Here is a 13,805-nt window from a genome sequence, read left to right as displayed (position 1 = left end):
GCGCGCGTTTTAAATGCTGCTGGCGGAGCTATTTCGAGAGAAAAGGGCAATCGTCAGCGGATTTAAATAAAGTTGGGGTATGAATTGAGGAGGTTATTTCAATGTCAGAAGAAACTAATGTTCAAGAAACTGTAGCAGAAGAAGTAAGCCAAGATGCTATGGACAATTTCGTGTCTTTGAAAAAAGGCGATTCCGTCAAAGGTACGATCGTCAAAATCGAAGATAACCAAGCTTACGTAAGCCTTGGATATAAATATGACGGTGTCATTCCAATTCGTGAGCTTTCCGCTGTTCAAATCGAGAACGCAACCGAAGCGGTTCAAATTGGCCAAGAGGTAGAGCTTAAAGTTGTCAGCATCGACGACGAGAAAGAAAAACTTGTCCTTTCGAAACGTCAAGTTGACGGCGAGAAAGCATGGGACGTACTTCAAGCTAATTTCGAGAGCGGCGAAGTATTCGAAGTAGCGGTAGCAGACGTAGTCAAAGGCGGCCTTGTTGTAGACGTGGGCGTTCGCGGCTTCATTCCTGCATCGATGGTTGAACGTCACTTCGTAGAAGATTTCAGCGGCTACAAAGGCCGTACGCTTCGCGTTAAAGTGAAAGAAATCGATCGTGAGAACAATAAAGTGATCCTTTCCCAGAAGGAAGTATTGGACGCTGAGTTCGAGCAAAGCAAGCAACAGGTTATGGCTTCGTTGCAAGTAGGTCAAGAGCTTGACGGTACGGTTCAACGCCTGACACCATTCGGTGCTTTCGTTGATATCGGCGGCATTGACGGACTTGTACACGTATCCGAGCTTTCCTGGCAGCATGTTGCACATCCGAAGGATGTTGTAGCTGAAGGACAATCGGTACGCGTTAAAGTACTTAAAGTTGATCCTGCTGTAGGCAAAATCAGCCTTAGCATTAAAGCTGCACAACCAGGTCCTTGGGATACGGCTGCAGGCCAATTCGCTATCGGCAGCATTGTTACTGGTACGGTTCGCCGTATCGTAGCATTCGGCGCTTTCGTAGAGATCGCTCCGGGCGTTGAAGGACTTGTACACATTTCCCAAATTTCGCACCAGCATATCGCTACGCCTAACGAGGTTCTTAAAGAAGGTCAAGAAGTACAAGCGAAAGTTTTGGACTTCAACCCTGCTGAGAAACGCGTTAGCCTAAGCATCAAAGAAACGGAAGAAGCTCCTGAGAAGCCAGCTCAAAGCCCGCGTGCTGAGAGAGCGCCTCGTGCTCCTAAAGTTGAAAAAATCGACAACCCGAACGTAAGCTTGAGCAATGAAAGCATGAGCTACTCCCTTGCGGAACGTTTCGGCGACAAACTTAAAAATTTGAAATAATGTTTGAATGGAAAAGGCTATTCCTGTGCTAACGCACCGGGATAGCCTTTTTTTGTGCGGAGCGATGCAGGAAAACACTTAGTTGGCATAGTCGTCAATGCTTGGGAGCATAATATGCGGATAAGAGGTGATGGGATGAATCCCGGATTTATTTCGGTTTGGATCGTTATTATGGCATTGATCTTATTCGCAACAGGCTGGCGAGAATATCTGGCTCCCGGGATCAGCAGAAGAACATTAATCGTATTAGGAGCGGTTAGCGCCATTATGCTCATGATGCCGTTATGGATCGATATCCATTTAAGACCAGGAGCAGCTGTTACGGCTGTTATTCATATTCATGCTGCAATTATATTGCTGCTTCTTGCAGGAATGGTTACAGGCTGGGGCGATGAGGGGTGGAACAACAAGCTCTATTTGGTGTTATGCGGCGTAATTGTCGGACTAGTGTGGGGAATTGTGAGGAAGCTATACAGTTACGATCCCGTGTTTTATTGGCTCGGACCAAGCTGGGATGCTCCGATCTTAAGCGGCGCGCTATGCGGTATATGTACTTCCAATGGCAGGCAGCAGTTTGGCGTTATGATTTGGGGAGCCGTAATCGGAGAATTTGTATATGCGTTGTTATACAAAGGAATTGTAATGACGAGCATTGGTTCTGTGGCTTGGTGGGATCGTTTTCTTGTATCGCTTGTTGCAGCCAGTCTAGCTAGTGTTGCGCACCGGGCCGTTCGTATGACCGGGTCGAAAATTAGCGATTTATTACTGAACTACAGAGGAGGCCGCTCGTCCTAATGCTGCAATATTTGGATCAGAACAAACATCTTATCGGTGTTTTGCTGGGAATTGTTTTCGGTATAATCGCTCGTCTCCTGATGCTTCGAACCGATTATCGGCAATATCCGACATATCCCCATGGACGGATTATTCATATTTCGTTAGGCGTAATTGCCGCTGCGCTTGGAGCGGTTGCGGTTCCCGCACTGTACAATAAGGACTATACGGCGATTACTTTTTTAAGCTTGGCTGCACAGCAATTCCGGGACGTTCGCAAGATGGAACGCGAGACGCTGACAAAGATCGATAGCATGGAGCTTGTAAGTCGCGGCTCGACTTATATAGAAGGCATTGCGATGGTGTTCGAAGGACGCAACTATCTCGTCATTATGTCGGCTCTGCTTACGAGCTTGTTTGCTGTATTGTTCAATGTATGGATCGGCATTCTAGCAGGAGGAGTATCCTTATTGCTGGTCGAATGGCTGAAATCGGGAAAGTCGATCTCGCATATTGCGGAGGTCGTATCTGCGCCGGTTATCATTGATGGGCCTGATCTGCTCGTAGATGATATTTATATTATGAATGTCGGACTTAAGAGCAATCAGCAAATTATTGCCGAACGCGGTATTGGTTATATTTTGAAGCCGATCAATGCCAATAGCAAAGTCACGCTGAGCAATCTCGGACAAAGACAAGCGATCCTGTACGATTTGGCGACGATTATGGGCGTATATCGCGATGACGGTGAGCCGGCTCTCATTCCGATGGCAAAGTTAGATCTGAAGGACGGCAGACTTGCGATCTTCTTATTGCCCCAAGAGCGGGATCAAGACAAAGGGAAGGAAGTTATTCTTCGCGTGCCGATTCTGGAGTCGGCGGTTCGCATGCCGACAGAGGCGGCCGTCAATAAGAAGGGGGCGGGCGAGCTTGGCTAAGATTGTTGCAATCGTAACGATGCATGGCAACCAAGTAGACGGCGGTGCGCCTATTTTTATAGTGGATGATGAGCAGGCATTAGAGCATACATCCTTCCTGCTAGAGAAAATTTTGGATGCAAGCGCGCATGATTTGAAGAATGGAACCTACATACTAGTCAATCATCATTAATATGAAAAGTTAGCCAAGATCGTAGTTTTTTGCTATGATGATTAGCGTGAGTATTTTTGAAGGAGTGAAAAGCTAATTATGGCAAGACCTGTTATTGCCATCGTCGGGCGACCCAATGTGGGCAAGTCCACTATTTTTAACCGTGTCATCGGCGACAGGCTAGCAATTGTAGAAGATAAACCAGGCGTCACGCGTGACCGTCTGTATGGTATTGGCGAGTGGGCTGGAAAGCCTTTTAGCATTATCGATACCGGCGGTATCGAAATTGACGGCGAAGATGAGATTATGAAGTCGGTACGCATGCAGGCCGAGCTGGCGATCGAGGAAGCAGACGTCATTATTTTCATGGTCGATGCGAAGACCGGACTTACGCATGCCGACGATGAAGTGGCGCAAATGCTGTTCCGTTCGCGCAAGCCGGTAGTCGTGGCTGTGAATAAAGTAGATAATATGAATCGAATGGACGAAGTGTACGAGTTCTATGGACTTGGCTTCGGGACGCCGATTGCGATCTCTGGATCGCATGGCATAGGCATTGGTGACTTACTTGAAGCTGCCGTTGAATTGCTCCCTGAGATCGAGGAAGACGGCTATGATGAAGATGTCATTCGTGTAGCTTTAATCGGCAGACCGAATGTGGGCAAGTCGTCGCTCGTGAACGCCTTGCTGGGCGAAGAGCGCGTCATCGTGAGCAATGTCGCGGGTACGACACGCGATGCGATCGATACGCCGTTCGAACGTGACGGTCAACGTTACGTGCTTATTGACACAGCGGGCATGCGCAAGAGAGGCAAAGTATACGAATCGACAGAGAAGTACAGCGTCATGCGCGCGATGAAAGCGATCGAGCGGGCTGATGTCGTCCTCGTTCTGATCAATGGCGAAGAAGGCATCATCGAGCAGGACAAGCATATCGCTGGTTATGCCCATGAAGCAGGCAAGGCTTCAATATTTGTCGTGAATAAGTGGGATGTTGTCGAGAAAGACGAGAAAACGATGCAGCAGTTCACGACGAATATTCGTGATCATTTCTTGTTCATGTCGTACGCTCCGATCGTTTATTTATCGGCATTGACGAAACAGCGCTTACAGAAGCTTCTGCCAGTTGTCAATCATGTGTCGGAGCAGCATGCGCTGCGTATTCAGACGCATTTGCTCAACGATGTCGTCTCCGATGCCGTAGCGATTAACCCGCCTCCGGCTGACAAGGGCAAGCGACTTCGCATTAATTATGTGACGCAAGTCGCAACGAAGCCGCCGACGATCGTCGTGTTCGTTAACGAACCGGAGATTATGCATTTCTCGTATGAACGCTATTTGGAAAATAAAATTCGAGCTGCTTTCAATTTTGAAGGAACGCCGGTTCGTATCTACACGCGTCGGAAGAACGAAGAGGATTAGGGGAGAAGAAGCTTGGCATACGGAGTCATTGCGGTTGTTTTGAGCTATTTGTTAGGCTCGGTTTCATTCAGCATCGTCATTGCCAAATGGGTCAAGGGGATTGACATCAGACAGCATGGCAGCGGCAATGCCGGAGCGACAAATACGCTGCGGGTGCTGGGCAAAGGCCCAGGCATACTTGTATTCCTGCTGGACATCGCCAAAGGGATCGCAGCAGTATGGATCGGTCATGGACTTGGCGGAGATAATGAATGGATACCGGTATTATCCGGGTTAGCGGCTATTATCGGCCATAACTGGCCGATTTGGTTCAAGTTCAAGGGTGGTAAGGGCATTGCTACGACAGTAGGCGTCATTGCCACCTTGGCCTTCGTACCTGCAATATGCGCCGGCGTTATTGCCATCTTGTCTATCGTCGTTACAAGGTACGTATCGTTAGGATCGCTATTGTTCGCCAGCATAACGCCATTATTAATTGCATCCTTTTATTATTCTTTGCCTTTGCTTACAGCAAGCATCGTGTTATGTCTATTTGCGTTTGTTCGTCATCGCACGAATATCGTAAAGCTGTTCCAAGGTACTGAGAACAAGCTTGGTGCAAAGAAAGGGACGTGAATGCAGCTATGACCAACGAACATACATCAACTGCCCGCATCGCGGCAGTACTCGTGGCAGGCAGTTGGGGAACGGCGCTCGCTTCCGTGCTTGCGACTAACGGCTACAAGGTCAAGCTCTGGACGAGAAATGCCGAGCAAGCGAGCGATATTAATACGAATCGCGAGAATAGCAAATTCCTGCCTGGAGTGAAGCTGAATAGCTTGATCGAAGCTACGACAGATATGAAGGAAGCGGTGGAGCATGCCGAGCTTGCGCTCTTCGTTGCTCCTTCAGGAGCGATGCGGGACGTGGCGAGACAAGCTGCTGCTTACTTGTCGCCGGAGACGCTTGTCATCCATGCGACCAAAGGATTCGAGAGTGATACGCTGAAGCGGATGACTTCCGTTCTAGCCGAGGAACTCGGACGATCTGCTGATCATTTAGTTGTGCTCTCAGGTCCAAGCCATGCTGAAGAGGTTATTCGCCAGCAGCCAACCACTGTCGTCGTCGCTTCTGCCAAGCTAAAGGCTGCTGAGCAGGCGCAGGATGCGCTAATGAACGGATACTTCCGCGTTTATACGAATCCGGACGTGCCGGGCGTTGAGGTTGCCGGCGCGATTAAGAACATTATTGCGTTAGGCGCGGGTTTGTCCGATGGTCTTAACTTCGGAGATAATGCGAAAGCTGCGCTTCTAACGCGCGGCTTAGCGGAGATCGGAAGATTAGGCACGGCTATGGGGGCTAACGCGCTTACGTTCGCCGGACTCGCCGGCGTAGGCGATCTAGTGGTCACTTGCACTAGCAAGCACAGCCGTAATTGGCGGGCGGGCTACATGCTGGCAGACGGGACACCGCTTGAAGAGGTGCTTAACAAGATGGGCATGGTCGTCGAAGGCGTAAGGACCACACGAGCTGCCTATGAGCTCGCGAAGCAATATAATGTGGAGATGCCGATTACAGTCCAGCTGTATGAGGTATTGTTCGCGAATAAGAGTCCGAGAACCGCGGTCGAGCACTTGATGGGTCGATTGCGGACGCATGAAATCGAAGAAATCGGATAAGGACGTACGCCTATACCAAAACGTCCACCTCCTCATATGATGCTAGGAGCGCTGCAGAGCGCAGGCGTTGGCATACTTTATGTTATGCCGACGAGCCTTAAGTTTGCGCCCGCAAGCCTATGAGGAGGTTAGAGCGTTGTCCAAGGATATGTCCAAAGACGTATTAGGCGCGATTAATAAGAAAACCGGCAAAAACATTACCGAGAGCGCGGTGAAAAAAATTGCCGGAGGCGTAACAGCCGAAACGATGCAAAACGAAGCGGAGCTTCGCAAGCTCATCAAGCAAGTATCGGATATGGCAAAGGTGAAAGTGTCCGACTCGACGGTTAACGATATTGTTAAAGCTGTCAAGGCTAGTGGCATGACCGCCGGCGGCATGGAAACGATCATGAAAATGATGATGAAGAAGTAACGCATAGCGGCAAGAGCTCGGCAGGACAGCGAATGTTTTCATTCGTTCGTCACAACCTGCCGGCTTTTGTCCTTTTTTTGTGCTGAGATAGGTACAAGTCAGGCTTGTCGAATGTTATAATAGTCGGGAACTTATTCCGTTACAGATTAGGAGAATCGATTCGAAATGGATGCAATGACAAAAATGTGGGTATCCTTTGTCGGCATAGGCCTGATGGCTATCGCCGCGGCTTTAATCACATTCGCCCGGTTGAAAACGAAGGGCGTTGTAAAATTTGTTTTATCGCTTGTCGCATTTATACTGCTAGTCCTCGGATTCGTATACGGCTTATTTTCCATCATATAGAGAAAGCTTACATACGATATATAATAATTAAGGGCTGCGAAAGGGAGACCTGGAGACGCAATGATCGAACTAAAAGGAAAAACAAAAACAGCTGTTGTCGAGCCGGAGGAAGGCATGTCGCTGCTTGATCTGGCAATCAAGCATAATGTGGATTGGAGCTTCTCTTGTGCCAGAGGTACATGCGCTCGTTGCCGCTGCCTCGTTACAGAGGGTGGCGATCAACTCGAGGAAGTAACCGATGATGAATGGGATCGGCTTGAGCCAGAGGAGTTCGAGGAGGGCTATCGACTTGCTTGCCAAGCGATAGTGAAGCCGAATGCCGGCCCGATCGCTGCTGCCAATAAGCCTTATTTCTAAAAATATAAGATAGTATAAAATTTGCTGTTTTTTCTGTGCTTATATTTCATTGCGAAACGGTCGCTGTTGCCGCCAAGGACGGTGACAGCCGTTTACGCTTGATGACAAAAGAAGGAGTGCCGGCGATGAATGAGAATAAGCAAATATACAGAGCGCTGGCTTCCGTAATTGACGTTACCGGCAATGATTGTCCGAATTGGATCGTAGGCGGAAGCGCAGGTTTGCTGCTGCGCAAGCTTCCGCTTCAAGCAAGCCCTCGAGATCTTGATCTCTATTGCGACGACGAGGATGTTGAGGGCATATACAATATGTTAAGTGGGTATGCGGTTGATGAACCGGATTTGAGCATTACGAATATGTATCGCTCTCGTTTGTGTCATTTTAACATTGAAGGGGTATCTGTCGAACTGGTCGGCGGCTTCGAAGTGACTTCGGGTGACAGCTTCTATCGTACCGATGTGAAGAACCTTCTGCTACCGTACGGTACTAAGCTTACAGTGGATGGAACAGCAAAGCAGGCGAACGTCGTGCCTCTCGCGCACGAATTATGGTTCAACGCGCTGCGTGCCCGCGAGGATCGAGTGCAGCTTATTGCAGAGAGCTTTAATCATTCGGCCGATGGGCCCGCTCTGAGGGCCATTGAGACGGTTAACCGCTTTTCGGAGCAAGCAAGGCAGTATGTGCACAGCTTCATTAGCGAGTCGAAAGCGGGGTCAAGGCGTTGAGCGCGGAAGTTACGTTTTGGCCATCGGGCAAGAAGGTTGCGGTTAAGCGCGGAACGACGCTGCTTGACGCGGCAAGACGTGCCAATGTTCTCATTCAGACGCGTTGCGGAGGCAAGGCGGCATGCTTTATGTGCAAACTGACGGTGCTTCCGGGCAGTGAGCTGATGCCAATATCGGATAATGAACGCCGGAAGCTGGCGGGACTTGACGGCGAAGGAATCCGACTCGGCTGTCAAGCGCGTGTTGACGGCAAAGTAGAAGTGACGGTGCCGCTTGACCCGCTTAAGGCAGCTATTGCGCGCCAATTAGCTAGACAGGCAGAGCAGGATGAGCCTCTTTGGTAAGTTTAGTTGCACGATCTATTCGAATTAGAAGCAGGCGTTAACAAGTTGCGTAACACAATTGTTGCAGGAGGATTAACAATGGCTTTATTTACGAACAGAAGATTTGCGCTATATTTACGTTTATTAGCTATAGTAACAGCAGTTAGCTTATTTGCCGCAACATTATCTGGCTGTATGTACCCGGATGATCAGCGCAAGCAGAATCAAGCGGCGCCGAAGGAAGCAATCCGCAATGTACAAGGGGCTATCGACCAGTACAAGGAAGAGACGGGTATGCTTCCAATTAAGAACAGCGATGCACAAACCCCTGTATACGAGAAATTTTTGATCGATTTTGCAAAGCTGCAGCGAACAGGCTACTTGAGCGATATTCCTAACGCGGCATTCGAGAAGGGCGGCAACTTCTATTTTCTCGTCATAGACGAGGAGACGAACCCGCGCGTGAAGCTGATGGATTTGGTCACCTATCAGAAGGTGAACGATATACAGAATTGGGTTAAAGCTTATGTGCAAAATGGCGGCGAGCTGCCTAAAGGCGAACAAATGTATCCAGGCTTCTATCAAATCGATTATAAATTGATGAGCAAGACTGCGCCTGTCATTCAAAGCGTATTCTCAGGACAATCCATTAACGCACTCGTAGACGAGGGCGGTGTTGTGTACGCCGATTATGGCATTGACATCATGCAGCTCATTCAGAAAAACGGCGACACGTCCATCGATGTGAAACTGGACCTGCGAACTTTGCTTGTCGACGATTCCGACTATGTTCCAGTTAAATCACCGATCTACCACTATGTGAATGGCGAGCCGCAAGCGGCCAAGCCATAATCGGCCCATCTCGGGTAAGACCTCTGTCAGCCATTCAATGGCTTGCGGAGGTTTTTTTTGTATATCGATGTACTAGTGAAACTCGGCAGCTCATATAATTCAATCTTGGAAGGGATGTTGACCGACGAGGTGGCAAAAAAGATTTCAGGGAAGGAATCGTCATAATCGGTAAGGCCCAACATAAGATATTACTAGTCCAAAAAGTATGTACGAGTTGCGTCGCTGGCCTGCCCTCTTGTCCGGTGGATGGCGGCGAACCGGAAAATCAATTGGGAGGGGATATTCAGTGGAGAAAGTGGACATTTTCAAAGACATAGCCGAGAGAACTGGCGGGGATATTTACCTCGGTGTGGTTGGGGCAGTCCGGACGGGCAAATCAACGTTCATTAAACGGTTTATGGAGACGGTCGTGCTGCCGAACATCGCCAGCGAATCTGATCGTGCCAGAGCCGTGGACGAACTTCCTCAAAGCGCTGCGGGTAAAACGATTATGACAACAGAACCGAAGTTCGTGCCGAACCAAGCGGTACAACTGAAAGTAACCGACGGGCTCGAAGTAAATGTGAGATTGGTGGATTGCGTTGGTTACGCGGTTGAAGGTGCGAAGGGCTACGAGGACGAGAACGGTCCGCGGATGATTACAACTCCATGGTTCGATGAACCGATCCCGTTCCAGGAAGCAGCGGAGATCGGCACGCGCAAAGTCATTCAGGAGCATTCGACGCTTGGCGTCGTCGTAACGACGGACGGCTCAATCGCCGAGATACCGCGCAGCTCTTATGTGGTCGCCGAAGAGCGCGTCATCAATGAGCTGAAAGAAGTCGGTAAGCCTTTCGTGCTTATTATTAACTCAACTAGACCTCGTGGCGAAGAGGCGCTTCAATTGCGCAATGAGCTGCAATCGAAATACGATATTCCAGTTATGACGCTTAGCGTTGCGACAATGGGCGAGGAAGAGGTTATCTCCGTACTGCGCGAAGTGCTCTATGAATTCCCAGTGCATGAGGTTAACGTTAATCTTCCAAGCTGGGTCATGGTGCTGAATGATAACCACTGGCTGCGCAACAACTACGAAAGCTCGGTTCGTGACACGGTGAAGGATATTCGCCGTCTGCGCGATGTCGATCGTGTCGTTTCGCAGTTCATGGAATATGATTTTATCGCCAGAGCTGGCTTAAGCGGAATGAACATGGGTCAAGGCGTGGCGGAGATTGATCTGTATGCTCCTGACGAGCTGTATGATCGCATTCTGATGGAGGTTGTCGGCGTCGAGATACGAGGCAAGGATCACTTGCTCCAACTCATGCAGGACTTCTCGCATGCGAAGCGCGAGTATGACCGCTTCGCCGAAGCGCTGGAGATGGTGAAGACGACGGGCTACGGCATCGCCGCTCCTACGCTGGCAGAGATGGCGCTCGATGAGCCGGAGTTGATCAGGCAAGGCTCTCGCTTCGGCGTTCGCTTGAAAGCGACTGCTCCATCGATTCATATGATCCGCGTGGATGTAGAGTCTGAGTTCGCTCCGATTATCGGTACTGAGAAGCAGAGCGAGGAGCTCGTCCGTTACTTAATGCAAGATTTCGAGAACGACCCGATCAAGATTTGGGAGTCGGACATCTTCGGACGGTCACTCCATTCGATCGTAAGGGAAGGCATTCAGGGCAAAATCGCGATGATGCCGGACAACGCGCGCTACAAGCTGCAAGAGACGCTTGGCCGTATCATCAACGAGGGCTCTGGCGGATTAATTGCTATCATTCTCTAAGGCGATTCAAAATACGTTTGCGAGGCCGCTTCCGAAAGTCGGGGAGCGGCCTTGCGATTTTGAATGGAAGAAATGCATTTACCTACTTGAAATTGCGAATCGGCTGTATTACTATAGGTTTGTTCGGTCAAAAGGTATATTTTTGAAGTTTTCCGTTAATAAGAGGGATAAGATATGTTTGATGCTTACGAAGTAGTTTTGCGAAGCAAAACTAAGCTGATGCTTACGAAGTAGTTTTGCTTCGCAAAACTTTAAGGAGGTGAAACCATGAACAAAACAGATTTGATTGCTAAAGTCGCTGAATTGACAGACCTGTCGAAGAAGGATGCAACCAAAGCGGTAGATGCCGTTTTTGATGCGATTTCCGATGCGCTGCAAAGCGGAGACAAAGTGCAACTGGTAGGATTCGGAAACTTTGAGGTGCGCGAGCGCCAAGCGAGAAAAGGACGCAACCCGCAAACGGGAGATCCGATCGAAATCGCTGCCAGCAAAATGCCTGCCTTCAAACCGGGCAAATCTCTCAAAGACCTTGTATCCAATTAAATAAGTTAAGGATGTACATGTTACCTCCTTATCCGATACTTATTCGTTACGTATACGCCTGGGCGGGCTCGCCTAGGCGTATTTTCGTTCCTAGAGACAATTGCAACAATCCGTATCATTGCACATTTGAGTCTCATCAACTATAATTCATTTGAAGAAAGTATACATAACTTTGCAAGCATTAAGAATTACGGTACTGATAGATGCGGAGGGAAGACGATGGAACCTACAGTCGGGGATTATATTGTGATCAAGGCTAAGGAGCAGGGCGTGAATGTCATCGGCCTGACTCGGGGGCAAGATACAAAATTTCATCATACGGAAAAGCTGGATCGGAATGAAGTATTGATTTGTCAGTTTACCGATCATACATCGGCAATCAAGATTCGCGGCAAAGCGATTGTGATGACGAAGTACGGTACGGTAGAAACAGACCAATAAGCAATGCGCGGAGCAGGCATAGCCTGCTTTTTTTCATGCGGAACAACAATAGCGGTTGAATAATCGGACAGACTTGCTCGTACAATGAATACATACACATGATGTATGCAAGCAATAACGGGAGGTGTCCGATGCGAATCAGCAAACCGCTGCTAACCGCATGTTTGGCAACTATTGCGCTTACGCTGTTATTCTCAGCGCTTCCGCATCATATATGGAAAACCGCTAACGAGCGAGGGGAAGTCGCGGTATTCCACCCTGCACCTGTCGCTCGCCTGTCCAATCAAAATTTGGTTGATGTACTCATCAGTGCTCAATTGAACGAACGAATCAAAAAAGTCGACTGGCATAACGCGATCTTGTCGATTGATCTTAAAGTCAACGCGGAAGAGGGGCGTCCGGCCTCCTGGTTCTCCGATGTAGAGAAGCTGCTGCGCGTATCGTTCCTGCAATTGGAGAACGTGAAACGCGTTCTAGTCAGGATCGTAGAAGACGCCCAGCAGGAGCCTAGGTTGTTAGCGGCCGTCGACGTACGCAAGACAGATAGCTGGCTGGATACTGAGCTTGATGCTTTGCGATACGCGGATCCGGTTCATGATGAGCGATGGAGGAAGAGGCTGAGAGTTAGCTTTACAGCTGCGTGGGAAGAACGATTAGGCCGCGTTTCGAGTTATTCAGTCGAGCGTGCGAAAGAAACAGCCTATTAAATCTGTTTTGTTCAAGTACATATTGACCGTCAAACGGTAAGTTCTAACCGCCAATCGACAGCGATTGTCGGTTACGTTTGTTGCAATCGTATGCTCTTTAAAAAAGTTGTGCTATAATAGTTTAGATTATTGAGCGGCGATTGTTGCGCTTCTCTGTTCGGAGGCTTCCCCATGAAATCGTATCGAATACCATCCATTGCACGCAAATATACCGAATATGACATGATCCAGATTCATACGGATCTGCCTGCGCTTGCGCATCCAAGGCTGCAATTGCTTCATTCTTTCCTCACTCGCGGGCAAGCGTATGAGAAGCATAGCGAGCTGTATACGCTAGTCGCATCGCTTGTTCAACTCGGAATGGATACGCATGATCGGATTAATAACGACGCTGATACTACGCAGCGTGCAGAGAATGAGATGCGTGCCAAGCAGCTTAAGGTGCTTGCAGGCGACTACTTCAGCAGTATTTTTTACCAATTGCTCGCGCAAGCAGGGCAAATAGAAATGATTGAGATTCTAAGCGAAGCAGTATGCGAAGTGAATCGTCTAAAGACGAATCTTTACATGAGAATGAAGCAAATGAAACTTACGGCAGATGATTATTTAAGCTGTATGACTCAGATTCGCAGCGAGCTGTTCCAGTCGTTCACAGCGCTGCTGGATGTCGAACAGTCGCGAGCATGGCAGGATCTACTGGTTGCAGTTACGCGTTGCGAGGTTATTCTGGAAGAGCTGGAGTGTTTGAAAGACGCCTCGAATTTCGAGCATAGCTGGGCCTACTGGCTTGTCATGCAAGACGGCACGGAAGCTGAGCGCGCATCGTTGACGGAATCGTTAGTCGATTCGGAACGCGTATACGAGCTCGTTAACCAATACGATATTCATGGTAAGCTGACGGCTAAGCTTAACTTAGCGGCTGAGATGGTACGTACGATTACTGCGAAGCTTGATCCGGATTTCATGAATAATGAGCCGATTCGGATCTTGGAAGAAATGCTGAACAGAGCGGCGGGCAGAACACCGGCCCTTCACGAGACGAGGTGAAAGACGAA

The 13,805-nt window shown here is 49.0% G+C and carries 18 protein-coding genes; all 18 read left to right on the top strand.

Features of this window, described 5'->3' with window-relative positions; all coding sequences use genetic code 11:
* The first annotated feature begins 101 nt into the window (after window positions 1-101).
* The 18 genes from rpsA (at window position 102) to V8F51_RS26330 (ending at window position 13,797) form a co-directional block, all read left to right on the top strand.
* Window positions 102-1,337 (top strand): 30S ribosomal protein S1, encoded by a 1,236-nt coding sequence (gene rpsA / locus V8F51_RS26415; RefSeq protein ID WP_337103490.1) that lies wholly within the window; start codon window positions 102-104, stop codon window positions 1,335-1,337.
* Between the two features lie 135 nt (window positions 1,338-1,472).
* Entirely contained in the window at window positions 1,473-2,132 is a 660-nt protein-coding gene (locus V8F51_RS26410) for a YphA family membrane protein (protein ID WP_337103489.1), read from the top strand.
* Entirely contained in the window at window positions 2,132-3,049 is a 918-nt protein-coding gene (locus V8F51_RS26405) for a YIEGIA family protein (protein ID WP_337103488.1), read from the top strand. Before V8F51_RS26410 ends, V8F51_RS26405 begins: the two co-directional genes overlap by 1 nt.
* Window positions 3,042-3,221: a capping complex subunit for YIEGIA gene (locus V8F51_RS26400; protein WP_337103487.1), complete on the top strand. Its 180-nt coding sequence runs from the start codon at window positions 3,042-3,044 to the stop codon at window positions 3,219-3,221. The genes V8F51_RS26405 and V8F51_RS26400 overlap by 8 nt, the downstream gene beginning before the upstream one ends.
* A 78-nt stretch (window positions 3,222-3,299) precedes the next feature.
* Window positions 3,300-4,622 carry a ribosome biogenesis GTPase Der gene (der, locus tag V8F51_RS26395; RefSeq protein WP_337103486.1) on the top strand — a complete coding sequence of 441 codons (1,323 nt, stop codon included), beginning with the start codon at window positions 3,300-3,302 and terminating at the stop codon, window positions 4,620-4,622.
* A gap of 12 nt (window positions 4,623-4,634) precedes the next feature.
* Window positions 4,635-5,237 (top strand): glycerol-3-phosphate 1-O-acyltransferase PlsY, encoded by a 603-nt coding sequence (plsY, locus tag V8F51_RS26390; protein ID WP_337103485.1) that lies wholly within the window; start codon window positions 4,635-4,637, stop codon window positions 5,235-5,237.
* A gap of 8 nt (window positions 5,238-5,245) precedes the next feature.
* Window positions 5,246-6,280: an NAD(P)H-dependent glycerol-3-phosphate dehydrogenase gene (locus tag V8F51_RS26385; RefSeq protein WP_337103484.1), complete on the top strand. Its 1,035-nt coding sequence runs from the start codon at window positions 5,246-5,248 to the stop codon at window positions 6,278-6,280.
* Window positions 6,281-6,416: 136 nt separating this feature from the next.
* On the top strand, window positions 6,417-6,692 hold the full coding sequence (locus V8F51_RS26380) for a stage VI sporulation protein F (RefSeq protein WP_307202332.1): 276 nt from the start codon (window positions 6,417-6,419) through the stop codon (window positions 6,690-6,692).
* A gap of 165 nt (window positions 6,693-6,857) precedes the next feature.
* The gene (locus V8F51_RS26375) at window positions 6,858-7,037 is read left to right on the top strand and encodes a DUF2768 family protein (RefSeq protein ID WP_337103483.1); all 180 of its coding nucleotides are present in this window, start codon (window positions 6,858-6,860) and stop codon (window positions 7,035-7,037) included.
* A 60-nt stretch (window positions 7,038-7,097) separates the two neighbouring features.
* Entirely contained in the window at window positions 7,098-7,394 is a 297-nt protein-coding gene (locus tag V8F51_RS26370) for a 2Fe-2S iron-sulfur cluster-binding protein (RefSeq protein WP_337103482.1), read from the top strand.
* 125 nt (window positions 7,395-7,519) lie between these two features.
* Window positions 7,520-8,119 (top strand): hypothetical protein, encoded by a 600-nt coding sequence (locus tag V8F51_RS26365; protein WP_337103481.1) that lies wholly within the window; start codon window positions 7,520-7,522, stop codon window positions 8,117-8,119.
* Complete coding sequence (locus tag V8F51_RS26360) at window positions 8,116-8,463, top strand: 2Fe-2S iron-sulfur cluster-binding protein (protein ID WP_337103480.1); 348 nt, start codon at window positions 8,116-8,118, stop codon at window positions 8,461-8,463. Before V8F51_RS26365 ends, V8F51_RS26360 begins: the two co-directional genes overlap by 4 nt.
* A gap of 78 nt (window positions 8,464-8,541) precedes the next feature.
* On the top strand, window positions 8,542-9,294 hold the full coding sequence (locus tag V8F51_RS26355; RefSeq protein WP_337103479.1) for a hypothetical protein: 753 nt from the start codon (window positions 8,542-8,544) through the stop codon (window positions 9,292-9,294).
* 286 nt (window positions 9,295-9,580) lie between these two features.
* On the top strand, window positions 9,581-11,059 hold the full coding sequence (spoIVA, locus tag V8F51_RS26350; RefSeq protein ID WP_337103478.1) for a stage IV sporulation protein A: 1,479 nt from the start codon (window positions 9,581-9,583) through the stop codon (window positions 11,057-11,059).
* A gap of 267 nt (window positions 11,060-11,326) precedes the next feature.
* Window positions 11,327-11,602, top strand: a complete 276-nt coding sequence (locus V8F51_RS26345; protein WP_307201611.1) for an HU family DNA-binding protein — start codon at window positions 11,327-11,329, stop codon at window positions 11,600-11,602.
* 219 nt (window positions 11,603-11,821) lie between these two features.
* Window positions 11,822-12,043 carry a trp RNA-binding attenuation protein MtrB gene (mtrB, locus tag V8F51_RS26340; protein WP_337103477.1) on the top strand — a complete coding sequence of 74 codons (222 nt, stop codon included), beginning with the start codon at window positions 11,822-11,824 and terminating at the stop codon, window positions 12,041-12,043.
* A gap of 131 nt (window positions 12,044-12,174) precedes the next feature.
* Window positions 12,175-12,750 (top strand): hypothetical protein, encoded by a 576-nt coding sequence (locus V8F51_RS26335; RefSeq protein ID WP_337103476.1) that lies wholly within the window; start codon window positions 12,175-12,177, stop codon window positions 12,748-12,750.
* A 171-nt stretch (window positions 12,751-12,921) separates the two neighbouring features.
* The gene (locus V8F51_RS26330; RefSeq protein WP_337103475.1) at window positions 12,922-13,797 is read left to right on the top strand and encodes a heptaprenyl diphosphate synthase component 1; all 876 of its coding nucleotides are present in this window, start codon (window positions 12,922-12,924) and stop codon (window positions 13,795-13,797) included.
* Window positions 13,798-13,805: the final 8 nt, after the last annotated feature.

The sequence above is a fragment of the Paenibacillus sp. YIM B09110 genome (assembly GCF_037167145.1).
Lineage (GTDB): Bacteria > Bacillota > Bacilli > Paenibacillales > Paenibacillaceae > Pristimantibacillus.
This window is presented reverse-complemented; position numbering and strand designations above follow the sequence as displayed.

Bases quoted from the DNA above. Each gene is read 5' to 3' on its own strand.
- V8F51_RS26405 (WP_337103488.1), top strand. From the start codon at position 2,132: ATGCTGCAATATTTGGATCAGAACAAACATCTTATCGGTGTTTTGCTG.
- V8F51_RS26370 (WP_337103482.1), top strand. From the start codon at position 7,098: ATGATCGAACTAAAAGGAAAAACAAAAACAGCTGTTGTCGAGCCGGAG.
- V8F51_RS26355 (WP_337103479.1), top strand. From the start codon at position 8,542: ATGGCTTTATTTACGAACAGAAGATTTGCGCTATATTTACGTTTATTA.
- V8F51_RS26410 (WP_337103489.1), top strand. From the start codon at position 1,473: ATGAATCCCGGATTTATTTCGGTTTGGATCGTTATTATGGCATTGATC.
- V8F51_RS26345 (WP_307201611.1), top strand. From the start codon at position 11,327: ATGAACAAAACAGATTTGATTGCTAAAGTCGCTGAATTGACAGACCTG.
- V8F51_RS26335 (WP_337103476.1), top strand. From the start codon at position 12,175: ATGCGAATCAGCAAACCGCTGCTAACCGCATGTTTGGCAACTATTGCG.
- V8F51_RS26375 (WP_337103483.1), top strand. From the start codon at position 6,858: ATGGATGCAATGACAAAAATGTGGGTATCCTTTGTCGGCATAGGCCTG.
- der (WP_337103486.1), top strand. From the start codon at position 3,300: ATGGCAAGACCTGTTATTGCCATCGTCGGGCGACCCAATGTGGGCAAG.
- V8F51_RS26330 (WP_337103475.1), top strand. From the start codon at position 12,922: ATGAAATCGTATCGAATACCATCCATTGCACGCAAATATACCGAATAT.
- rpsA (WP_337103490.1), top strand. From the start codon at position 102: ATGTCAGAAGAAACTAATGTTCAAGAAACTGTAGCAGAAGAAGTAAGC.
- V8F51_RS26385 (WP_337103484.1), top strand. From the start codon at position 5,246: ATGACCAACGAACATACATCAACTGCCCGCATCGCGGCAGTACTCGTG.
- mtrB (WP_337103477.1), top strand. From the start codon at position 11,822: ATGGAACCTACAGTCGGGGATTATATTGTGATCAAGGCTAAGGAGCAG.
- V8F51_RS26365 (WP_337103481.1), top strand. From the start codon at position 7,520: ATGAATGAGAATAAGCAAATATACAGAGCGCTGGCTTCCGTAATTGAC.